The sequence below is a fragment of the Paenibacillus sp. V4I9 genome (assembly GCF_030817295.1).
Lineage (GTDB): Bacteria > Bacillota > Bacilli > Paenibacillales > NBRC-103111 > Paenibacillus_E.
Genome location: NZ_JAUSZE010000001.1, coordinates 3,935,739 through 3,958,036 on the forward strand (window position 1 = coordinate 3,935,739; position 22,298 = coordinate 3,958,036).

Genomic DNA, 22,298 nt, shown 5'->3' on the forward strand with positions numbered 1-22,298 from the left:
CCTCCATCACGTTCTCTTAGTTTCGTTTAACTAACGTCTCCCGAGGGAGTTTAACGAAGTCTTATTAGATTGACGCTTGTAAAAATCCTATTTTTCTATTTTGATTTTTTAAATTTCAATAAGTTATCAATAAAAATAGCAAGGATTACTGTAAAAAGTGGGAAAGGTGGTAATAAAACAGGGTACAGATAAAGCGTCATGATAAAAGCTTCTATGCTGTCTGTTTCCCATAAATAATATAAATACCAAAGGAAACAAACTATACCAAAATAGTAAGTTACCAAATATCCATGAAAACCGAAAAAGGATACAACTAAACAGAATAGGCTCAAAAAAATATAGGGGAATATTGGAAATCCAACATCGAATTGAAAAATAACACTATTCTTAATCCACAATATTAAGGTGGTTAGTATAACTAAACTATTTAGATTCAAAAAATTTATTTTGTGTTTTTTAGGCATAAAAAAAGGTCTGATTAATTTTTTCATGATTCCCCCAACTGCTAGCTACTATCAGATGAATATATTGCGTAAAGGTTTAAAATAGACGCTATAACTCTTATTATAGTTGCGTTATACTGCTCGTTAGCGCAATGACGGCTGCCCCGCTGCAGCCGTATTGGTGTTGAACTATCGTTCACCGATAGTTTAATAAAACATGTCATCGTTGTATCTTTGCAAAAATGTATGTGTCCCTCAATTCGCTTCCATCAACCGATAAATCTTCGTTCTTGATAATACCCTCAAGTTCAAATTGTAATCGTTCAGGTATTAACTTACTTCTAGTATTTTTAGTATCGCAACGTATTTCCAATCTTCGGGCATTCAACTGACTAAAAGCAAAATTACAAATACCTTCAACTGCTTCAGTCATATACCCATTGCAACTAAAAAGTGTATTTATCCAATATCCAATTTCAAATTTCCGTACATCCCAATCTATGTTATGTAAGCTTGATGTAGCAACAAATTGCCCCGTTTCTTTCAAAAAGACAAGGAATCTTAGATTTTCACGACTTAAAAATCTTACATGTGCCTCTCTAACTGCAAGTTCAATATCATATTCGGTTTGTTCATTTTGAGCAAACTTTAACCAAGGTTTCAACTCATCTATCGAAGCATTAACGGCTGCAAAAACAACCTTACCATCCCCATGTTTTGGCATTCTAATTACTAATCGTTCAGTATGAAACTCATCTGAAAAATCAATCATAATTGGTTTCATAACATCACCCTTTGGTTTATTTCTATCATACAAAACAACCATAAATTAATGCTACCAAAAAATAACCTGTTACGCATTACCAAATCTGCCCGTCCCTCGGTTTTAAGGGTTTATCTCGCATATACTCACTCATTCGCAGGATTTCGACTACCACTGTTTTATTGAGCTATCGTTCCCCGTATAATGCTTATCACTTTTTTGTCATTCGTTATTTTTAGGCTTTTCCACGAGGAACTCGATCTCTGCGTTCAAGCGAAGACTTTCTTGGCTCACCATCGAGTCGTTTAACGGATCGAAATTAGCCGATCCAGATACCTGGTAGTCCCCCCAAAGCAGCGTGTCTTTTTTTGATGACTCCCACACAGCTTTGATGAAATCGACGTATTCTTTCGGATCTTCCGGGCTATATCCGCCACGGGGCGCAAATCTCTCTCTCAGCGGCAGTCCCTTTTTTAGGATCGTCATGCGTGCAGGCTGTCGCATACCGTAGCGGATATCGAAGTTTCTCGTTTTCTCTTTCGTCGGGAAATAGAACGGCGAGGTGGCATGGGCGATTTTGATTTCTGGCTCGTCTCCCACGTATTCCAGCTCCGCGTAGACCTCCACTTTCTCGCCTTCGGCGTATACCGACTTCTCGGACACGAGGCGGTAGACGAAATCCCCTTCAGCCACTTCCGCCTTCGACCCAATCGGGGGCTCCTTTACGTTTTGCTCGTCAAGCTTTGCATCTCCTGAGCATCCTGACAACAAGAAGACAAAGGTGGAAATAATGACCAAAAACTTACCCAACACTATTCACCCCATACGTTCTTTACTGTCCTATCCTTAAATTAACATGTTATGAATACCAGGAATACAAACAATTTGTTCCATTATCCTGCTGCCCGTTAGCGCAATGACGGCTGCCCCGCGGCTGCCGTTTTGGTGTTGAACTATCGTTTCTCGTTAGCTCAATAAGCAATAAAAATTATAAAAAGCGGGATGAGCATCCGAATATCTGATAGGTGATTATGGTTCTATAATGTCCTTCAAACCCAAAACATTCACAAGATCTAAAAGATTTCTGATATTATATTTGGTATTAATGTCTTTAGATACCTCTATACTTTGGCGGTTGTAAAAACAAAAATCGATTCCTGAGTTCATAGCACCATGATAGTCATCTTGTAAAGAATCCCCAACAAATAGGACTTCATTGTTACTTAATTCAAGGTCATTTAATGCAATTTCAAAAATTTCTCTTCTAGGTTTCCTTAACCCTACTTCATCAGATATTACAATGGATTTAAACATTTCATCTATCTTTCCAGCTTTTAGCCTCTTTCTTTGAGATTCACTTATTCCATTTGTAATAATACCTAGTTGATATTTATCTTTAAAAATAGACAGTATTTGTTCTGCTCCATCTTCAAAAATGCAGGTATTACAAAAATAACCCCAATAAGTGTCTGATAATTTACTGTGAAATAACTCCTCTTGATTCAGAGTGTCTCTGAATGAAAATCTCAAAACATCACCTATTGTTTTTACTTGACCACCATTTACAAAATCCATCCAATGACGAAAATTATGTTCCGAAAAAGATTTCCAAAACAAGTCCCATCCGATAACGTCATCAATAAAAAGATTATGGTCATTACAGGTTCTTCTCATTGATTCAGTTTCACAAAGACTAAAATTTAATAACGTATTGTCTAAATCAAAAATAATTGCTTTGTACATGGTTTTCATCCTCGATTATGTAGATTTGCCTTTTCACAGAAAAAAAGTGTTAATGATTTTGTAAGGTGCTTTTGAAGTAGTTCTTATGATGTTAGCGTTTCTCGTAAGAGTTCAAACAATCCTAATAACGGAACGATTTTGCTATAAAGTTTAAATTTTTATCATGCGTTTCAGTTCAAAATCAGATAGCTCACCAAGACTAATTAACTTGGTATATGGCTCCCCCTCTAACTGAAAATATTCGCAAAATGCAGGCTCGGTTTTCATACCTTGTTTTTTTAATTTACGGATTCCATCTTTCGCTTGCTCCCCCGCTATCTTCAAGAGCCTTTTCTCTATTTCCATATGTAAATAACCGTTTTGTTGGAAGACTGATATTGGTTGACCAAAAATCTCAATCGGTAACCCATTGAAATTGAAATTACAGACGACTGAAGGGATCTCTCTTATTCTTGTTTTCCGCAAAGTAAAGCAGTCTTTCATGGAGTAAAGAGTTGTCAAACGCCCAATGAATTCATCAGGTTCTAGAACTTCACAGATGATATCCAAATCGCTTCCGCTAATATCTATATCTATCGGTATTGTGCCAATCAACAATGGTTTATAAGTTTGTAGATCGTCAAACACATTGAGTTTCGTTAGTACATGAAAGGCTTCGATTTGCTTCATTGTTCCGTAGTTCAAATATTGAATGTCGCTCCACATTTCCCTAAATTAACCTCCAAGATTCGGTAATTTATTCTCACCAATACATTCGTGACTAACCTTATATTTCCTCTTGTTGCTGAGCAATCCTGCCCTTTAGCTGAGAAGGCTGCCGATCAATTGATTTCGGCAGCCTTCACTTGTTGCTTATTGAGTTATAGTTCACCGTTTAGTTTAATGCTTAAGATAGATGGGTAGCATCTGATACCAAGTTGCCGAATGTCCGGATGTCTTCGAGATAATCGTAATCCACAGGATTAATAAGCTGGTTATACATACGTACTGCTACCACATTATAGTCCGGAATGACCAACACGGCGCATCCCGTAATACCGAGTGCTTGATACGAGCCAACAGGCACGAGCTTACCAATTTGGTTTAGCGGCGTGCCGTGCTGCAGCCACCAAATATAACCGTTACGTGGCTGCTGAGACGGAACTCCCTCAGGCGTTTGGAGAGCCGTTACACGCTCAAATACGCTATGTGGAAGTACTTGCCTGCCGTCCCATCCAGCTCCCCAGCGAAGATGAAGATGTCCCCACTTTGCTAGGTCGCGTGCGCTGACAAAAAGGTTACTTTGGTCTCCAGCTGTGCTGTCGTTTGGACCGACCCAGTTATTTGGATGCGAGTAATAATTGTATATCAGTTGTTCGTTTTGGGTGTTACGCCAACCTGTTTCACGCAAGCCATAAGGCTCGAAAACGGCTTTAGTCAAGAATTCACTCAATGTCATCCCGGTAAGTCGGAATACGATTTCAAATAACATTGCAATGCCGACATTACGATATGCCCAACCACTGCCAGCAGTAAACTCTTGAATAAGTTTTCCTTGTCGTTCCATAAGTCCATGTGTATGCGTCAAGAGGTGGCGGAGCGCCACGTCATGTGTGCACTCAGGTAACTTGTCAAGATACCGAGATACCGGATCGTCTACGCTCCCGATCCTCCCCTGTTCTATAAGCAGGCTGATGGCTAGTGCAAGATAGGTTTTTCGTACAGAGCCCACATTAAATTGCGTATATGCGTCAACACTGCGCGAACGCTCGTCTTCATCATGCTTGCCTGAATAGGATTCGTGCACAATTCGGTTGTTCTGCAGGATATATAGCGCTGCCGCTGTCGCTCCTATTCGATGTTGCACATCATAAACATAATCGGCTAATTGCTGAAATCTTGAATCCATACTTCTCCTTACGTTTGCCCCGTTGCTTGAACCGTCATAGGCAGATGTATTTGATGTTTTTTCCCTCTTGAAGAAACGGCTGTTTACCGTGATATATCTTTCTGATACAGATCTCCTAAGCCATAATTAACATCGATTTCGCCCATCAATATGAAATCCAACACTAAAAGCTTGATTCACTTTAAATCACTCCATATTTTTATTATGACGTGCGGACCGTAATCTTGGGGGTAAGATATCAAGGCAACGAATACTGTTAATAACGATACTATTATCCATTTCAGCATGAAATGTGGATATTTTAATGTAGCAATCCAAGTCGTGCCCATAATAATAATTACCCCATTAAATATTATTGTGAATGGTAGGGTTATGATTCTTCCAAGACCGGTGTATGGATAGAATTTTAACAACAGATATAAAATTAACATGGTTGGTAAGGTTAACGAGAGGAATACCAACAACAATCGGATAATACTTACCTGCATAATATCTACCTCTTGATTTACAAATTTACTATTGTCCTATAACAAGAAGGCCAGCTTGAATGGCCGGCTGCCTCTCGTTATGGTAATCTTGCTATAGTTTCCGGTTAATCCACTTAAAGTGATAATTTAATTAATCTCAAGTTTAAATGCTCCCCCTAATCCTCTCCGTCCATATTACCACATTTTGGAACTAATCTGCCCGTTACTTTAATGAACCAAAAGTGGAGATGCTCCACCAAGTAAGATCCTTCATCGTAACTACTCGTTAGCTATCCATTTCCCTTCACAGAACACCACAAAATAATGTGAATTTAATTCGTGACTGGCAACTTCCAGGGTAGTGCAATAAAAAATTGTTGTGATCAAAAAAAAATTAGTATAAGGTAAAATATAAATATAAATAAATTACAATTTAAGGCAGGGACATATTATGAGTGAGTTTACTTTTGGTAATATAGTTCGCACTGTAAATAGATCAATTATATGTGAGAACCTTCCCTCTGGAACTCCTATTATGCAGCTCAATGAAGAATGGCTCGCTTTTTTCACTGAAAATGACGGTGAACAAAGATCGTCTGATCTAGCCGAAGAAATTTCAAAACACTGTCCTATACTTTATTTTTATAACCTTGAAGATCATTGCTGGGGTTATGAGATATTAAATGGAGGTGACGTATTATCCACATTTCACTTTTCTTATGAACTAGAAAGTGAACTTCTATTTGATATTGCTTCAGATCGATATCCAGATATTAAAAGAATAACAACGTTTTTGTATAACACAGAGGAAGGAAAGAAAGTTTTAGACGAAATTCAATCGCAACTTCAGGACCCGTCATTCTTAGAAATCGAAGTAAGGAAACACTTTGAATCTGTGAATGTTGATGATTTTAAATTTTTTGAGCTAGAAGGTGAAATCATAGATGAGTTACGAAAACTATTGATAGCTGATACTTATTTAAATGGAGAGTATGACGCAATCGATAGATTTAAAACATTACTTGATATCGAGAAAATGTGCTGGATAAGGTATGATCGAACAGAAGATAGAGAAGATATTGAGTACATTTAGAGTATTATCCTTAATCGACGGTTCTGCTTCCTTAGCAATCTGGGACAGTGCATTTTTGAAATAAACCGCTTCCCACTATAAGAGGACTCTGCGATATAATTCACGGGGTCCTCGCTTTTATGATGTTATCAATCAATTTCTCCTTTGTGTTATTCAACTATCGTTCTGCGTTAGCGGAATGACCTATACTTTTACCTCATCGTAACTTCTTCTCTAACGATGTTGATGTATGAAGTATCTTTATGCATATCTAGTAATTTTATCAGGGTTTGTTTCATGTCTTTTCTATGAACTACTTTATCTACTTGACCATGCTGTAAGTTGAATTCTGCTGTTTGGAACTCTTGTGGTAATTTTTGACGAATAGTTTGTTCAATAACGATTCGACCCGCGAAACCAATAATTGTTTCAGGTTCTGCTAATATAATATCCCCAAGACTAGCGAAACTCGCTGTAACTCCACCTAAAGTTGGATTTGTCAATATGGAAATATAGAATCCACCTTGCTCACTGAATTTTGCTATTGCAGCGCTTGTTTTTGCCATTTGCATCAAACTCAAGATACTTTCTTGCATTCTGGCACCGGATGCAGTTGAAAATATTATTAGCGGGTACTTTTTCTGAGTTGCTTTTTCTATTGCTCTAGTTATTTTTTCACCCACTACTGAACCCATGCTGCCTGTAAAAAAATCAAAACTCATGATAGCGATTACAACTGGTAGTCCTCCAATCGTACCTTCACCTGTAATGACAGCCTCAGATAAACTCGACTTTTTTGTTTCTCTTTGTAACTTCTCAATATATCCTTCAAATTCTAGTGGGTTTTCAGAAATCATGTCACTATCATATTCGAATAGTCGCCCTTCGTCCAAAGTAATCTGAGCTCTTTCTCTCGCATTCATTGCAAAATGATACCCACAAGTTACACAAACGCTCAGATTTTTTTCTAATTCTATATTAAATTGTATGGCATTACATTTTTTACATTTACCCATTAATCCTTCTGGTATCTCGCGTTTCGGTTTTTCTCTGACATTACTGGGGCTTAAAGTTGCATACTTCTTAGGTTTTTTTTGAAAAAAATCTTTAAACATGGGTCGTAGCCTCCTCCAAAGTACAATATAGCTGGAACATAAGCTAGAACACTGATGTACTTAAAATATTCTTGGAACGAACTGTAAATCCCTTTTTTTAGGAATACCAGATAACAATTATCATTTTCCTCCGTGCTAAACTGCCAGTTACTTCAACGGACAACGGCAGTCGATCGTGTGCCAGCTGCATTATGTCATGATTGAGCTATAGTTCTCTCGTTACTTCAATCTAGACCTATTGCTATATCAGAGTTCTCACTCCAATCAATTATCTCTACATTTTCAATATCAACTTCTCCTCTAATAAAAATATGAGGAACAAAATGATATAAACCAAATTTATTTCCTAAACTTAGTTGCTCTCTATAATAGTCAACAGTTACTTCCGGTAAGCTATCAAGTTCTCTATATCTATGGATGTCTAACAATTGTATTTCGGAATTGTCGATTTCATTAAATATTCCTTTGAATTTTTCTTTACTATATTTATAAATAGCAATGGTTGCCTCCTCATCAACTTTTGCAACCGGTATCTTATAAAATAAACGATTTGATGTAAATTCAGGTTTTCCACCTGACTCAACTAACCCTTTGTAAACTAAAGTGGGGTGTATTGGGAGAAAATGAATTACATCATTCCATAAACAGTTTAATTTAGGAACCATTCTTTCCAAGAGGATTAGTCTGTTAGGTTTGTATTTGGTTATGTACTGTTCGTAGAGTTCTGGATTTGTTTTTTTTAAAACATTCAAAGACTTTAACTTTTTACCAATCATATTATTTGGGACCGCATGATATATGTTCATATTCACTTCATCTCCATTTCACTTCATTTGATTAGCTCAGACTTTAAGGGATTTTGCCATAAGAATATTATATTCTTTATCAAATTTGTCTTTCCCTTTATTTGGAATATAAAGACTTTTTTTCTATAGCCCATTCTTACTTAGGAGGTTGAAACTAACCTGCCCGTTACTTCAATTATATCTAAAAAGGAGCTACTCAATGTTGCTCCTAAACTATAGTTTTCTGTTAACAGAATATTTTAAAAGTTAATATGATTTACCCCAATTTATAAACTTTTCCCAGATAAGATTATTAATTACTGACTCCTTGTCAAGGCTATAATGCACTCCAAGTTCTTTCCATTCTTGAAAACGAAAATCAGAAGGGTATACTCCGATATTTGTAAGTTCAATTTTCAAACCTTCATATACCATTTCATATTCACCATGACTAAAATAATGTAGTATTTCGTTAATACTTTCACTATCCAGTAGTTCTTTTGAACAATCGATATATCTCAAATAGTTTCATGAGTTACCTCCTTTATCAGAGATGATTGGAATCTTACACCATGATAACCATATTTCTGTTGTGTTTTATTCAACTCTACCGCCCATTATTTAGAAGAGTCCCCTCTAATGAAATTCACATTCATCGATTTGTCTAGTCATTGAAAATGCAAAATAATGTATATACACGGCTAAAATCTTGGTAAATATTATTAAACAGAAATATGTTATTACTTTCATTAATTGACCAAAAATCCAAAGTATAATTTTCTTGATTTTGGAAATTACTAGTTTTATAGATTCACAGACAAAAAAATAGAGCAATTAGTTAGGGGGTTAAATTGATTTCCACACATTTCATTAATGAAAATTATAAATAAAAATGGATTTTCTAATTTGACAGGTAACGTTGTGAAAAGAGATCTAATTTAGAATGGAGGTAGATGTCTGTTGCTTAATTTTTTCCCGAACGCCTATCCTGATGAGGATTTTGGAAGTATTGTCTACCGGTATTTTAAGTTATCCGGTAACCCTTATATGATGGAAATCATGTATAAGTTATTCCAAGTTAAAACGGTGAGGAATAGATTTATTCTTCCTAAAAACCTATTGACTTTATTAAATAATATACCAGGTAAACACTCTTATTCTTTAGATAGAATAGTCAAAGAACATTCTTATTTACCTTTAATGAAACCATTTTATACAGATAATGAATTTCACAACATTATTGAAGATATTGGTATGACAAAAGGAAGGATTGTAATTGGTAGCGATCAACTCAAGCATATGATTTCAAATCAAGTTCGATATTGCCCCATTTGTCTCTTAGAAGATTATGAGAAGTTCGGCGAGTCTTACGTACATAGAATTCACCAATATAAATTTGTTCTAGTTTGCCCTAATCACCATACATATCTAATATCATCGTGTCCAATGTGCCAACAACCATTTTTATATCATAATAGAAGACTGTTAGGAACACCTTATTGTAGTAATAAACATTATCTGCCGTCATTCGCAAAACATAGTTTATACACTAGTACCTTAGAGAAGTTGATACATCAAGTGGCAGATGATACAAAATTTATTATCCATAATGAAAAAAATATATATATTGAATTGATTAGACAAAGATATTTAGAGCATGCCTTAAAAAAAGGGTATTTTTCACCAAATGGATTAATGCAAAAAAATAAAAGTCTTATAAAAGATTTTTTAGACTCTTTCTCAATTGAAAATCTAGAAGTTTTAGGGATAAAAATTAATCAAATACATAGAAAGTTTGCACAAATCTATTTGAATCTTCAAGGTAATCATTACAATATATTGATTCATATTTTACTGATGATTTATTTTTCAGGTTCAGTGAGTAATTTCCTAAACAAAAAAATTATAGATACGGAACCTTTTATCCCTTTTAGCCGAGGTCCTTGGGAATGTCTTAATGAGTTATGTTCAAAAAATAAACAGAAGTCAATAGTAGTTTGTCAAAGATATAGTTTCAGAGATGTAATTTACGGAACATTCAAATGTGAAAATTGTGGATATACCTATACAAGAAAATGCAACAGAGAAACCTTACAAAATATGGACGGATTTCATGTAAAGGATAAAGGATGGCTTTGGGAAAGGAAAGAAGAGGAAATATTTAAGTTATATGAGTTGAAAATTCAACAAGCTCAAAAAGTTAACAAAAGGAATCGTTTACTAGATAAAAAAATACAGATACCCGAAAGAAATTCTTTCGCTTGGATTAGCCTTTTATTTCAAGTCTATTCGAATGTAAAAAGTTATAAAGAAACTGCTCGAATCCTAAGAACTACAGAGATACATGTAAAAAAAATATTGATAAGACATCAGAAAAATGTTGCACCATTTAATAAGTCAGAGTCTGTAAAAAATATTGTATAAACCTCCAAAGATCGATCAATCATACGAAAAACGAAGTAACTAAGAAAGCTATGAATGACGGAAGATGTAATGCCTGGCAGTTGGTCGTTCAGCTAACGAAAACAAGTTTATAATGATCAGGGAGTAGTTTGCCGCGGCTGCTACTCCCTGTTTTTTTGAAGATTAGTGAGATAAATATGGTTAGAAAAGTACTCGATGTTGAAAGAAAGTATTTAGTTAGATCAAAGTTCAGATGTTGGATGAAGACCCGCTAAATTGCAATGGCGCTAGAGTATTTACAGTTGAAAAATTTTTAAGAATTCATAAATTCCCTCAAGATTAAGTGGCAATTGATTACTTAAATGAGTTTGCTTCTCGCTCCCCATTCGATCAGAGAATTATTTGCATTCTTATTTCTTTTCTAATTGTAAATTTTAATTTAGTGAAAGTTTTAAGATTCTTGATTTTTAAATGTGGCAGCAATGTGAGATATATGCAATGTAAATAGCAACTATTATATAACAACAAAGGAAGCACCTCCTTTTGAAGTGCTTCCTTTGTTGTTATATTTATAAAGATTTTTATTTGTATTTAGCTACGATGGAGCCCTTAACTATTTTTCCTTCATCAATTTTTTATGGCTGTCTAACATTCATTAAGAAATTGAAAAATCAATATCAATCCAACGAGAAAAATCCCTTATCAAGCACAATTTCCATTCATTGCATCTTATCTTGTCTTCTACGACCTCTTTAGTATTCTCTACAAATTTATTCTGTTTACATTTGTAAAATTCACTAACGAACTCTATTTTCCAGTAACACACTTTATTTTCCACTAACGATCTTTATTTTCCTTGATCACCACCTCGCTTATAGTTCAGCAGAAGTGTAGAAGTAAACAATGACACTTCATGAAGTGCGCAGCGTTTGCTAAAATCCTCCATTACTTTTGCAAAGGACACATTCATCTCCAACTCATGAACGGCTTGTGCCAGTTCTTTATACAATGGTGTTTGTGCTTTGTGCGGTCGGGCCTCTACACAGCGTATCCATGCCCGATTTACGGTCTCTCCTGCGTTTACGAGCAGCACGATTGTACTCAATATTTCAGGCAATTCAAGGATCATCAGCTGCTGTTTCTTGCGGATTTTCGCATCTAAATCACGTACCATGATCAAGGGAATAATGGCAGTAGCTAGCAAACCAAACCCGAACAGAGAACTATCTCCTCCGGCCAGAACGGATAACAGAATTAGGATTAATAAGCATAAGGTCGATCCTGAGATAAGCTCAGCGAGAAACCATTTACTTCCATGCGCAGCGAAGCTTCTCCCATGAAGTGTGATTAATTTATGATGTACTTTTGCCGTAAAATCGGGTAATTTTTCCATCAAATTAAGCTTGTCTATGAGTAAATAGCTGTAAGGCAACAGCAGCTTCATTTGGAACGGATACGGGTGAGCTTTGATAATCTCAGCATATTGCACTCGCCCCCATAGGAATAACAGGATACAACCGGCAATCAGAGTAATAAACACTATTGTGTTCCACATGCTACACCTTGATATTCATGATTTTTTGAGTGAGTACATAGCAAGCACCAAGCAGCAACAGGCTTGCAGACATGATAATTACACCGCCGCCTGTGTAAAGAGGAATCATGTACTCCGGTGAAGAGAATGCAAGCACGGCAACAATGACGATCGGGGCAAAGAGCAGCACCCTAGATTCAAAACGTTTCTGTGCGATCATTACGGATATATCCTGTGAAATTTCAAGCTTTTCGCCAATCACCGTAGCAGTTCGTTTCATGACCTCCACCAAATTGCCACCCGTCCGCTTACAAGTTAAGAAAACGTCTGTGAAACTTCTTACATCTTCTAAATGACTGCGATCCGCTAAATTTTTCAGAGCAGCTTCAATGGGCTCCCCATTCTCTACTTTTCGGCAGATAATACTAAATTCAACGACAATCAGGCAAGCGGGATCTGGATACAGCATTTTCAGATCTTCTAATGCCTCTCTAAACGCTGTTTCAATCGACTTTCCAACCGTCATGGAGGAGGATAGGCAGCTTAGTGCTTGTTTAAACTGTACATACAGTTTGTTTTTACGTAATTGAATTAATTGCTGCTTACGTATACGGGGAAATGCGAAGCCTATCGCAGCCAATGCCGCTGCAAGTACGAAACTTTTGTAGAAAATGTAACCTACAATGAACGCTGGTAAGGCAAGCATCAGGATAGCATTTACTTTTTCCTTGGAGGTTAACTGATAGTGATTATAATCAATCAAATGGTTAATCGTAGATGGTTGCTGGATGGGCTGAGATTCAGCTCTCTTAGATGATCCTTTTCTTCGTTCCAAATACAAAAGAAAAAACCAGCTGAAAGCTCCACAAATGAGGAGAAGCAAAACAATCTTCATCCTGCATCACGCTCTTCCTGAACATGTGTAAACCAATCTGGCAGCTTCTTGCCGGCCATTCGAATTTTGTGCATGTTATGCAGCCTGTTTCCGGTATATGCGAGCTCACCAATTACCTTTCGATCCACCGTTTCCCCTTTTTCATTAAATATGAATAGTGGGTGCAGCTGGACCTCACCATCCTTCACACCTAACACCTCATGAATTTCTGTGACTCTACGGGTACGATCACGAATTCTACTTACATGAACCATAACATCCAGCGCTAAGGCAATTTGCTTACGAATGACGTCTACTGGAAGTGGGGCTCCACTGAGCACCATCGTCTCTAATCGGCTGAGCATATCCACGGATGTATTCGCATGCCCTGTGCTTAAACTTCCGTCATGACCAGTATTCATCGCAGATAGCATATCTAACGCCTCTGCACCACGGACCTCCCCAACAATAATTCGATTGGGACGCATGCGCAGCGAAGAACGAATAAGCTCTCTAATCGTAATTTCTCCTTTCCCTTCGGTATTGGCATTTCTGGTTTCCATTCTCACCAAATTAGGTACAGTTTGTATCTGAAGCTCAGCAGAATCTTCGATCGTAATGATGCGTTCGTGCGGGGGAATCCAAGCACTTAATGCATTTAGAAATGTGGTTTTCCCTGAACCTGTTCCGCCACCAATAAAGACATTAAAGCCTGATTCAACCATCACTCGCAGGACTTCTGCTGCCTCCTCCGAAATACTTCCCATACCAATCAAATCCGCCATTAGTAGGGGCTTTTCCGGGAACTTACGAATCGTCAAGGTAGGACCACTCAAGGAAGCCGGCGGAAGTACAATATTGACCCTCGACCCATCAGGCAGACGCGCATCGACAATTGGCGTTGCTTGATTCACTATCCGGTTTACTTTAGAAACGATCATCTGAATGAGATCCTCTAGCTTCTCTGCACTTTCCAACGGATACGGATATCGTTCAACGGCGCCCTTCCTTTCAAAAAAGATGCACGCGTGCCCATTGACCATTATCTCTGTCACGGATGGATCATCGATCAGCGGTTGAAGGATATCCAAGCCCCGAAATGAATCAAAAATTCGCTTTACTAGAGCCTGCATCTCGCTTGAAGTCCAACCGTGCTCTCCTGCTGCGTTGAATACGGACTCCTCAATAAGCTCAATTAATGTGACATCGCTGACCGTGCTGGAAAGATCAATCTTCTCCTTAATCTGCTGCTTCAATGTGAGAAACAAATCATGATTCATGAAGCAGCAGCCCCTTCCCTATCCGAAGAAGAATGTACTTTTCCCTTATTTATAGCAGTGAACATGTCATACGTCTGTTCTGAAAATAAACCAGATTGCCAGATCTGCTCTGGAGTATTTAACACTTTCCACTCGGGGATATATGGAAGCTTATACGTTATTTCCTTGCCCAAACATGAGAAATCATTTGTTTGCTTGCCCGTATATTTATTGATTACGAAATGTACATTCTGCATGGAACCCATTTGCTTCTGGAGTGCCTCTGTTTTATATAAATCAATCAAATCGTCCCTCACAATCCAGATGATATAATTACTGACATCCAAACTTTTTATAATTCTCGGATGCACTGTGGCTTCTAAATCAACAATGATGAAGTCATACTCGTTCAACGAGATCAATGATTCAATAAGCAGACGGACATGCTCGCCGCTCATTTCTTGCATTTCCCTGATTTGATCTTTAGGAGTCAGATAATCGATACGCAGCCTAGAATCGTGGGATTTGAGCAGCTGCAGCTTAGGTCCCAACAAGTCAGGCGTGCTTTTCATGTAGTATAGAAGCTGTGAAAATCGTCCTAAATCACCCTGAAGCCACTGAGAGGCTGAACTAACTAACTCCATACTAAGATAAAAAACTTGGTCCCCACGAAAAGACAACTGCTTCGCCAAATGAACGGCGGTCATCGTTTTTCCACTATTCCCGCTGCTGCTGTACACAGATAGAACTCTAGTTCTTTTCGTCCCAGGACCCACATCAAATCTATGCTTTTCCGTATAAAATGCCTGAAGGTGCGATATTAATTGGTGCAGCGATTGAAAACGATATAAGAACGGAATCTTCGTCTCTGCTTCTTTGGAATTAGCAATCGTTTCACTCAAAATCATTTTGCATAAGGATGTACTCCGATTCATCAAAAAGGGGTAATATGCCTCGGATAGTAATAAAACACCTTCTAATTGCTGATTCTCAAGCACCTCTAAGACCAATTCTAATTTCGAAAAAAGCTTCACCTGTATTCTCTCTGCGAACTCAGAAGACCGTATGAAGGCAGCAAGTCGCTCTGCGTAAACGATGTCATCATCTAAGACGTAAAGCTGAATTTTATTCATTCCTACCTCCCTTTCCTTATTTAAGTCATGAAACCATGGCATACACGCCACTAGCGATTAAGACAAAGCTAATAACGGTGAGCACAATGGCAATGCGAATGGTCGTCTCAACCTTCATGCATCAGCCTCCTTCACGATTCGGAGAAAACAAAAAAAGCACGCGCCGATTGAGGAGATATGATCTCCACGATCAGCGGTGCTTCCGCTTGTCCGATTTAATTTATCCAAATTGTACCACATTTTAACAGAAAATCAATCCCTTTTATTCCCAAGGGTATTTCATCGTGAAGAAGCTGGCCAGCTTCTTACTTTCAACTCTTCGTAGACGTCTCATTTCTGCTCGGTGTGGCGCCGATTCATGCAGCTTCTTCTCTTCTTCCGTTTCTGGAACCACATCTGGAACTTCAACCGGAACTTTGTTGTCATCGAGTGCAACGAATGTCAGGAAAGAGGTCGCAGCAATTTTTCTTGCCCCTGTCTTCAAATCTTCTGTTACGACTTTGACGAAAACCTCCATCGAGCTTTTGCCTGTCCATGTCACGAATGACTCCAAGCAAACCGAGTCTGACGTATGTATGGGTGACAAAAAGTCAACAGAATCTGTTGAGGCTGTCACGACAGACCTCCTGCAATGTTTATGTGCCGCAATCGATGCAATGTCATCAATATAGGACATCAGCTTTCCACCAAAGAGCGTGTTATGATTATTTACATCGGTCGGAAAAATTCGTGACGTCTTGAAACATCTGGATTCTCTAGCAAATCGTTGTTCCATATGTATTGCCCCCTCTATCTGCTACTAAATGAAATATGACTCATCATAACACAATTAGGGTCGTTTGGTTATAACTTGAGAAACGATTTACAAATTAATTAAGGGAGCTAACTATGCTTTTTGAATCGTGAGAATAAAGATTTACTCCCCTTCAAACTGCTTTTTTTAACCGTTTCTGCCGGCAGAATCTCTCTAAGTAAAGGGATCAAAGCATCTTTCAACTTTTCCAAAACCTCGGTCTGATCTTGGATACATTCCCCTTTCCAAACAGCACGCATAACTTCAGCACGCGGAATTTCAGGCAGGGTACATAACGGTGCCGCTGGAAGCGAATCTACCCATTCGCTCCGGAAATGTCCCGGTATTGAGCCATTAGCCACATAATGCACCTTTTTACCACGCTGTTGATACCTATCAAATCCTTTGAAATGTGCTCGTGAACTTGGGCGATTACACTTTCCAGGAGAAGCGTCTATAACTACAATGATCTCATCCGCACTATGACAAAGTTCTTGAACGGAAGGATCTTCCCAATGCGTGGATACGTCCCAGATGACGATCGGTTTTTTTATCGTATGTAGAAGTTTGAAGGAATCCGCAGGATGCCATGAGCTTTGAAATCCCTCAGGATGAAGAGGTACCCATGTCGTAAAACCGTTGGTCCATGATGAAATCGTTGCTGACGTTTGGTCACTAATGAGATTCGACACGAATGGGTAATCCTTAGGGGCCTTGCTATCGCCGTAAAGGAGCATATACAAATCAGGTTCAATTGTTGGCTGCTCAACTACCGCGTTTGGGATGTGCAGAGAATGAAGAATTCTTGCCAATGTAATCGCCATGAATGTAGCACCTACACCAGCAAATAAACCGCCAATAACAATTAATTTATCAGGTGTTGAAGTAATGAATGGTGTTTGCAGATTTAGAGCTTCTGGGGCTGCTGTTGATTCGGAATAAATGGAACGAAGTCTCATTTTTACTTCCATGGCAGATTGACAGCGGTTTTGCGGGTGCTCTTGCAGGAGTAATCGTACCGTTGAGGTTAAGGCTTCTGGTAAATCTGTTCGTATCTGTTCCAACGGTTTTTGAGTGATATACGCATATTGGCCGCCCGATAATAAGTAATACAGCATGGAGCCGAGTGTAAATAAATCAGTGCGCGCATCTGTTTGTAAGCCCAAGAACTGTTCGGGAGCCGCAAAGCCAATCGTACCCATTTGCATGGTGTCGGATTGTTTACCATGTTTGAAGTGTCGGGCAACGCCAAAATCGATTAATCGGACTTGGTTGTGCTCATTTAACATCACATTGGAAGGCTTGAGATCGCGGTAAATAATCGGGCGAGGTTGAAAAGTGTGCAAATAGTGAAGTAAATCGCACAGCTGAAAGGCCATATGAACAATTTTCGCAACGGGAAGCTCACGGCCCTTTTCTTCAAATAAATCTTGCAACGTTGGCCCTTGAATATAATCCATAACCAAGAAGCCTTTTCCATCCTCGGTTGTAAAATAATCAACTAACTGAGGCAGCTGTGGGTGTTGGAGTCTAGCGAGCATTTCCGCTTCTTCTAGGAAGAATGTCATATCATCGGCTTCTACAGGCAAACATTCTTTCACTGCCCACTTCTTCCCTTTCAGCTTCAAATCTTCTGCTAAATAAACATGACTCATTCCACCTTGACCGAGCAAGGTTTCAAGTCGGTATCTTCCCCCTATACATGTTCCAATCCAGCTTTGTTTATTCATCAATAAATAAATGACCCCCTTATCAGGTAAGATTTACCTTGATTATAAGAGGGCCATCTTTAAAAATCTACATTTTTTTCCACATTCTACGTCTTTTGCAAATAAAGCGTCAATTCTTCCCGATTGTGAAACAATTGCTTGGCTTTAAGCAGAAATAACGACGGCTCCAAAATCTTCAAAACATCACGAACCGTTTGGAACGGTTTTTTGTGCATGAGTTTGACCGTAATGATTGCCGTTCCCCCACTTTGTAAGGAATAGAGCAAATCAGCGACTAAACGACCCATTTGACGTGGATCCCAACTCATATCACAGACAAGCAAATCAAACTCATTTTCCCGCAGCTTCACATCGCCAGCATTTTTCTTAAGAATCGTGAGAAGTCGGTTGCCTTGAAGTCTGGGGCTCATGGATGCAGGGTCAATAGCCGTAACACGCAAGCCACGCTCCAAAAGTAACGATGTCCATCCACCAGGGGCCGCGCCAATATCTAGTGCCGTACGAGCAACACTGAAATCAATATCGAATCGCTGTTCCGCTTCCAAAAGCTTAAATTTAGCACGCGAGATTTGATCCTCTTCCTTCATGAATCGGATCGCACCGCCTGACCAATCAGACAAATTGTCGGCAGGCTTCGATAGCCCCACGAATAGCTTCTTGGCGCTAATATACACGGAAATGATTTGATCCGCATACCGAACTACGGGTTCAGCCTGAATCTCAGAAACCAAAATTTCATCTAAAGCTGCCTTGACGGTGAAAGGTGCATAAGGTACATCCGCCCGCTCTTCTTTGCGCACTTGGGTGGCTATTTTCTTGCCTGAACCAATAAGCCCTGAAGAAATGGCTTCTCTTAGCCAAGCCTTGAGATGTTCGATATCCGCATCCGTACGGCTCAAATCCCATTCTTGACTCACAGGCTGAACATGCCTAAGAAACATAGGCTCCGTCTCTTTAAGCGTTGTGATCATATCTTCTATACCCTCGGGCACTTCAAATATAAACACCTCTGTCGGCACCAACAAAGTAAACTTAGTTAAGGGAAATAATTTACGAATTTCATCTTGTGCATATTGAGCGAACCCGTGATTCGAGGTACCAATGTATGTCGTTAAGTGTGTCATAGCCGCATCCTTTATGTAATCTACTATCTTGATTCAATAACCTTAATCCATGGTCGTTCTTGGAACCATTCCAACGTGATATCGATCCCAAAAGCTCGATGAATATTTTCTGGAGTCAGTACCTCTTCTTTGCGCCCTGCAGCAATGATTTCACCTTGTTCAATGATAGCAACATGCGTAAATAAAGGGATTATTTCTTCGATATGATGCGTCACGTATACAACCGTAATGTTTTGCTTGCTAAGGTCGTTGACATCTGTAAGAAAACGTTCTCTCTCGTATAAATCTAGACCGGCCGCCGGTTCATCCATAATGAGAATGGAAGGCTTCATCATGAGCGATCTGGCAAGCATGACTTTTTTACGCTCTCCTTGCGAAAGACTTCCTAAAGGCTGATGAGCCAAATGAGGAATGCGGACACGTTCCAACATGACTAGCGCACGATCTTTCACCTCTTGCGGTATTTCCTGATAAAACCGGAGATAGGCATACTCACCTGTAGAAACAACCTCGAGGACGGGGTCATTTAAGTTCAATTTTTCGAATAAAGACTGTGAAATATAGCCAATTTTCTTGCGAACTTCCCTCACATCACATTGACCATATCGATTGCCCAGCACGTCTACCGTTCCCCGACTTGGGAACTCGTATCCATTCATCATTTCAAGCAATGTTGTCTTTCCTGAACCATTGCGGCCTAACAATACCCAGTGTTCACCTGGCTGAATGTGTACATTCACATCCTGTAAAATATGACGTTCTCCTCTAATAAAATGAATACCGGATAAATGGATCATTTGCTGTCGATTCCTTTCTGACTACGGCTCACTCTTATAAGTCCCATGTGCAATCTGCATAAGCAAATCGTCAGGAATTCGGTGAGGGTATAGACTCATCCCTTCGGGTTTGGCCGTGTAAAGCGTTTGGTACATAGCCGTACAAGCCGAGGGACTGGAAGTATGAATATAAATCGTTTTGGGAAATTTGCGCTGTTGAGTCAACCAAATGACGACATCCATGCCTGTCTCCATCGTAGACCAACCCAAATCATGATCTAACGATAAAATATCAACATCAAACTCTTGGAGCAGTAAAATGCATTCTTTGACATCTTTGGCTAAAGTAAATCCTTGGGGGCAAGGGCGCAAGTCATCTAAGTATACATGAATCATGATCGGATTTCCTTTCCTGTTCATGATGGAATGAATCAAGTACTAGTAAACAAAGATTTCACCAGTGCAATTTCCTGAGCATGTGTACCGTCACTGCCTGAACCTGTTTCAAGAACGATTGGAATTTGCTTCAAAAAGGAAGAGGCAATCATCTTCTGTAAATTCTCAAGGCCAATATAACCGGCCCCAATATTCGCATGGCGGTCTCGGCGGGAACCATAAGGATGAACAGAGTCATTCAAATGAACAGCCTTCAGATGCGGAAAATAGTCAAGCTGTTTCCCCTTTGTCTCAAGCTCTAACCAGTTATGCCCTTGCCATAAGCCACTTGCAAATGCATGACACGTATCCAAGCAAAATCCAATCTTGTCTGGAGCTTCACTAAGTTTGCGCACTTGAACCATTTCTTCCATGGTTAGCCCCAGCTGAGCACCTTCCCCAGCTTGATTCTCAAGCAGAATCAAAGAAGAACCCTCATATCCCTGAGCAGCGTTATTCAAACATTGTATTATATTTTTATAGCCTTGTAACGGGTCTTTTCCAATATATTTTCCAAAGTGCACCACTAACCCTACCGAACCGCAGGCATCCGTAATTTCCAAACCATTCCTCAAAAGCTTAATCATATGCTCGCGTTCAACCTCATCAGCCGCAGGGTTCAGAGGATACGGAGCGTGCCCAATCGACAAAATGCCGTGTTCCAGGCAAAATTGCGCGCATGCACTTGTATCTCTTTGATTAACTAATTTGGTAGAAAGACTGCGCGGGTTCATAGGAAAGTATTGAAATGCATTAGCACCAATAGACAGAGCGGTTTTGGCCGCACCTAAATAGCCGCCACGCGTACTAACATGAGCGCCAATAAACATCAGGAATCAGCCCTTTCACGCTTGACAATTAGCACAGTAGAAGCATTTGCGACTCGAAACTTCTGTCTTGATTAGCGGATGTCCGCAGCGCAAACAAGGCTCCCCTTCTCGATCATATACACGACACTTAGCATCAAATTGCCCCGTCAAACGGTCCCCAATAAATAGAGGCTCGTCTATATATCCACCGAATTGAATTGCTTCGAGAAGAACCGAGCGCATGGCTTGAAATAAGCGATTTTGCTCTTCTTCAGTCAGTGAGGACAATTTGCGAAGTGGGAGAATACCCGCATAAAAGCATATCTCATCGGAATAGCAGTTCCCAATCCCTGAGAGAAACGATTGGTCAACAAAGGATAATTTCAAGTTGCTTTTCTTACTTTTCAACACCTGCTGGAACTGTGGAAAAGTAAAGCTGGAATCCAATGGCTCAGGCCCAAGCTTGCCTAAGAGCAGATCAACCTCAGGCAGTGAGTGCATGTGTAAATATCCTAACCGCAACCCGATGAAATATAAGTGCTTCGTACCAAAATGGATCACAACTTGCGTTGTCCGGTCCGGCTTCTCATCCTCCGTGCCATAGAACATCCAACCACCAAGCATTAAATGCAATAACAAAACTTCACCTGATACTAAGTGAAACAGCAAATGTTTAGCTCTGCGATCTATCCGTATAATACGGTTTCCAGTTAGCTTACGAATGAAACTATCCGGTTCCACATTCAATGATTTCGGACGCGTAACTTCCGTGCCTGTGATTGGCGCACCTTGAATTAATCGCGTCAACTGCTGACGATACGTTTCCATTTCTGGAAGTTCGGGCATGGCACACTCTCCTTGCCTTTTTCTTCCTTGTATATCCAAATGACTGGGAAAGTAAACGGAACTACCTTACACAAACTTCAGGATGGTGCTGGAGAGTTCTTGGGGCTTTGTAGTGCTGCTTAGCTCTTCTTAATGCTTCTTTGCTTTAAACTAGGCGCTCCCCTGAATTCCCTTTTGACAAAACATAGATGCTCCCTTCGACATGAAATTCAAAAATAAGAGCCCCTATTATTTCAATCATAATCGTATGAAAATGAGTAATAGCAGTCTTTAGGGACTTCTATTACTATGGAATGCTATCGAAAC

The 22,298-nt window shown here is 39.2% G+C and carries 21 protein-coding genes; 2 read left to right on the top strand and 19 right to left on the bottom strand.

Translation table 11 applies throughout. The features are described from left to right. Positions 1-95: 95 nt before the first annotated feature. The 6 genes from QFZ81_RS18540 to QFZ81_RS18565 all read right to left on the bottom strand — a co-directional run bounded on the left by QFZ81_RS18540 (position 96) and on the right by QFZ81_RS18565 (position 4,837). Positions 96-491 carry a hypothetical protein gene (locus QFZ81_RS18540; RefSeq protein WP_307559816.1) on the bottom strand — a complete coding sequence of 132 codons (396 nt, stop codon included), beginning with the start codon at positions 489-491 and terminating at the stop codon, positions 96-98. A gap of 172 nt (positions 492-663) precedes the next feature. Further along, complete coding sequence (locus QFZ81_RS18545; protein WP_307603970.1) at positions 664-1,227, bottom strand: GNAT family N-acetyltransferase; 564 nt, start codon at positions 1,225-1,227, stop codon at positions 664-666. A gap of 201 nt (positions 1,228-1,428) precedes the next feature. Beyond that, the gene (locus tag QFZ81_RS18550) at positions 1,429-2,016 is read right to left on the bottom strand and encodes a hypothetical protein (protein ID WP_307603972.1); all 588 of its coding nucleotides are present in this window, start codon (positions 2,014-2,016) and stop codon (positions 1,429-1,431) included. 219 nt (positions 2,017-2,235) lie between these two features. Further along, positions 2,236-2,949, bottom strand: coding sequence for an HAD family hydrolase (locus tag QFZ81_RS18555; RefSeq protein ID WP_307603974.1), 714 nt, complete (start codon positions 2,947-2,949; stop codon positions 2,236-2,238). A 150-nt stretch (positions 2,950-3,099) separates the two neighbouring features. Continuing rightward, the gene (locus QFZ81_RS18560; RefSeq protein WP_307603976.1) at positions 3,100-3,654 is read right to left on the bottom strand and encodes a DUF4269 domain-containing protein; all 555 of its coding nucleotides are present in this window, start codon (positions 3,652-3,654) and stop codon (positions 3,100-3,102) included. A 181-nt stretch (positions 3,655-3,835) separates the two neighbouring features. Next, positions 3,836-4,837 (bottom strand): serine hydrolase domain-containing protein, encoded by a 1,002-nt coding sequence (locus QFZ81_RS18565; protein WP_307603978.1) that lies wholly within the window; start codon positions 4,835-4,837, stop codon positions 3,836-3,838. Positions 4,838-5,755: 918 nt separating this feature from the next. Here QFZ81_RS18565 and QFZ81_RS18570 point away from each other — a divergent pair. After that, entirely contained in the window at positions 5,756-6,397 is a 642-nt protein-coding gene (locus QFZ81_RS18570; RefSeq protein ID WP_307603980.1) for a hypothetical protein, read from the top strand. A gap of 191 nt (positions 6,398-6,588) precedes the next feature. Here the strand turns inward: QFZ81_RS18570 and accD are convergent, their stop codons facing one another. After that, on the bottom strand, positions 6,589-7,491 hold the full coding sequence (gene accD / locus QFZ81_RS18575) for an acetyl-CoA carboxylase, carboxyltransferase subunit beta (protein WP_307603982.1): 903 nt from the start codon (positions 7,489-7,491) through the stop codon (positions 6,589-6,591). 224 nt (positions 7,492-7,715) lie between these two features. Further along, the gene (locus QFZ81_RS18580; RefSeq protein WP_307603984.1) at positions 7,716-8,297 is read right to left on the bottom strand and encodes a group-specific protein; all 582 of its coding nucleotides are present in this window, start codon (positions 8,295-8,297) and stop codon (positions 7,716-7,718) included. Between the two features lie 939 nt (positions 8,298-9,236). On the opposite strand from QFZ81_RS18580, the gene QFZ81_RS18585 reads away from it, so the two are divergent. Next, positions 9,237-10,700 carry a TnsD family Tn7-like transposition protein gene (locus tag QFZ81_RS18585; RefSeq protein WP_307603986.1) on the top strand — a complete coding sequence of 488 codons (1,464 nt, stop codon included), beginning with the start codon at positions 9,237-9,239 and terminating at the stop codon, positions 10,698-10,700. Positions 10,701-11,526: 826 nt separating this feature from the next. Here QFZ81_RS18585 and QFZ81_RS18590 read toward each other — a convergent pair. From QFZ81_RS18590 to QFZ81_RS18640, 11 genes are all read right to left on the bottom strand, one after another. Beyond that, positions 11,527-12,234, bottom strand: a complete 708-nt coding sequence (locus QFZ81_RS18590; protein WP_307603988.1) for a type II secretion protein F — start codon at positions 12,232-12,234, stop codon at positions 11,527-11,529. A gap of 1 nt (position 12,235) precedes the next feature. Beyond that, on the bottom strand, positions 12,236-13,108 hold the full coding sequence (locus tag QFZ81_RS18595; protein ID WP_307603990.1) for a type II secretion system F family protein: 873 nt from the start codon (positions 13,106-13,108) through the stop codon (positions 12,236-12,238). Then, positions 13,105-14,367 (bottom strand): TadA family conjugal transfer-associated ATPase, encoded by a 1,263-nt coding sequence (locus QFZ81_RS18600; protein ID WP_307603992.1) that lies wholly within the window; start codon positions 14,365-14,367, stop codon positions 13,105-13,107. Before QFZ81_RS18600 ends, QFZ81_RS18595 begins: the two co-directional genes overlap by 4 nt. Further along, positions 14,364-15,479, bottom strand: a complete 1,116-nt coding sequence (locus tag QFZ81_RS18605) for a nucleotide-binding protein (protein ID WP_307442149.1) — start codon at positions 15,477-15,479, stop codon at positions 14,364-14,366. Before QFZ81_RS18605 ends, QFZ81_RS18600 begins: the two co-directional genes overlap by 4 nt. Positions 15,480-15,741: 262 nt before the next feature. After that, the gene (locus QFZ81_RS18610; RefSeq protein WP_057302375.1) at positions 15,742-16,254 is read right to left on the bottom strand and encodes an acyl-CoA thioesterase; all 513 of its coding nucleotides are present in this window, start codon (positions 16,252-16,254) and stop codon (positions 15,742-15,744) included. Positions 16,255-16,361: 107 nt separating this feature from the next. Then, the gene (locus QFZ81_RS18615) at positions 16,362-18,002 is read right to left on the bottom strand and encodes a serine/threonine protein kinase (protein WP_307603994.1); all 1,641 of its coding nucleotides are present in this window, start codon (positions 18,000-18,002) and stop codon (positions 16,362-16,364) included. Between the two features lie 86 nt (positions 18,003-18,088). Then, a complete protein-coding gene (locus tag QFZ81_RS18620; RefSeq protein WP_307442145.1) occupies positions 18,089-19,126 on the bottom strand; it encodes an SAM-dependent methyltransferase in 1,038 nt (345 codons plus the stop codon). A gap of 23 nt (positions 19,127-19,149) precedes the next feature. Then, a complete protein-coding gene (locus QFZ81_RS18625) occupies positions 19,150-19,923 on the bottom strand; it encodes an ABC transporter ATP-binding protein (RefSeq protein WP_307442144.1) in 774 nt (257 codons plus the stop codon). Between the two features lie 21 nt (positions 19,924-19,944). After that, on the bottom strand, positions 19,945-20,298 hold the full coding sequence (locus QFZ81_RS18630) for a cyclic-phosphate processing receiver domain-containing protein (RefSeq protein WP_307442142.1): 354 nt from the start codon (positions 20,296-20,298) through the stop codon (positions 19,945-19,947). 35 nt (positions 20,299-20,333) lie between these two features. Continuing rightward, complete coding sequence (locus tag QFZ81_RS18635) at positions 20,334-21,167, bottom strand: deoxyribonuclease IV (protein ID WP_307442141.1); 834 nt, start codon at positions 21,165-21,167, stop codon at positions 20,334-20,336. Positions 21,168-21,182: 15 nt separating this feature from the next. Beyond that, on the bottom strand, positions 21,183-21,992 hold the full coding sequence (locus tag QFZ81_RS18640; protein ID WP_307442140.1) for an Fpg/Nei family DNA glycosylase: 810 nt from the start codon (positions 21,990-21,992) through the stop codon (positions 21,183-21,185). Between the last annotated feature and the right edge of the window lie 306 nt (positions 21,993-22,298).

Bases quoted from the DNA above. Each gene is read 5' to 3' on its own strand.
- QFZ81_RS18540 (WP_307559816.1), bottom strand. From the start codon at position 491: ATGAAAAAATTAATCAGACCTTTTTTTATGCCTAAAAAACACAAAATA.
- QFZ81_RS18545 (WP_307603970.1), bottom strand. From the start codon at position 1,227: ATGAAACCAATTATGATTGATTTTTCAGATGAGTTTCATACTGAACGA.
- QFZ81_RS18555 (WP_307603974.1), bottom strand. From the start codon at position 2,949: ATGTACAAAGCAATTATTTTTGATTTAGACAATACGTTATTAAATTTT.
- QFZ81_RS18560 (WP_307603976.1), bottom strand. From the start codon at position 3,654: ATGTGGAGCGACATTCAATATTTGAACTACGGAACAATGAAGCAAATC.
- QFZ81_RS18565 (WP_307603978.1), bottom strand. From the start codon at position 4,837: ATGGATTCAAGATTTCAGCAATTAGCCGATTATGTTTATGATGTGCAA.
- QFZ81_RS18570 (WP_307603980.1), top strand. From the start codon at position 5,756: ATGAGTGAGTTTACTTTTGGTAATATAGTTCGCACTGTAAATAGATCA.
- accD (WP_307603982.1), bottom strand. From the start codon at position 7,491: ATGTTTAAAGATTTTTTTCAAAAAAAACCTAAGAAGTATGCAACTTTA.
- QFZ81_RS18580 (WP_307603984.1), bottom strand. From the start codon at position 8,297: ATGAACATATATCATGCGGTCCCAAATAATATGATTGGTAAAAAGTTA.
- QFZ81_RS18590 (WP_307603988.1), bottom strand. From the start codon at position 12,234: ATGTGGAACACAATAGTGTTTATTACTCTGATTGCCGGTTGTATCCTG.
- QFZ81_RS18595 (WP_307603990.1), bottom strand. From the start codon at position 13,108: ATGAAGATTGTTTTGCTTCTCCTCATTTGTGGAGCTTTCAGCTGGTTT.
- QFZ81_RS18600 (WP_307603992.1), bottom strand. From the start codon at position 14,367: ATGAATCATGATTTGTTTCTCACATTGAAGCAGCAGATTAAGGAGAAG.
- QFZ81_RS18605 (WP_307442149.1), bottom strand. From the start codon at position 15,479: ATGAATAAAATTCAGCTTTACGTCTTAGATGATGACATCGTTTACGCA.
- QFZ81_RS18610 (WP_057302375.1), bottom strand. From the start codon at position 16,254: ATGGAACAACGATTTGCTAGAGAATCCAGATGTTTCAAGACGTCACGA.
- QFZ81_RS18615 (WP_307603994.1), bottom strand. From the start codon at position 18,002: ATGAATAAACAAAGCTGGATTGGAACATGTATAGGGGGAAGATACCGA.
- QFZ81_RS18620 (WP_307442145.1), bottom strand. From the start codon at position 19,126: ATGACACACTTAACGACATACATTGGTACCTCGAATCACGGGTTCGCT.
- QFZ81_RS18625 (WP_307442144.1), bottom strand. From the start codon at position 19,923: ATGATCCATTTATCCGGTATTCATTTTATTAGAGGAGAACGTCATATT.
- QFZ81_RS18630 (WP_307442142.1), bottom strand. From the start codon at position 20,298: ATGATTCATGTATACTTAGATGACTTGCGCCCTTGCCCCCAAGGATTT.
- QFZ81_RS18635 (WP_307442141.1), bottom strand. From the start codon at position 21,167: ATGTTTATTGGCGCTCATGTTAGTACGCGTGGCGGCTATTTAGGTGCG.
- QFZ81_RS18640 (WP_307442140.1), bottom strand. From the start codon at position 21,992: ATGCCCGAACTTCCAGAAATGGAAACGTATCGTCAGCAGTTGACGCGA.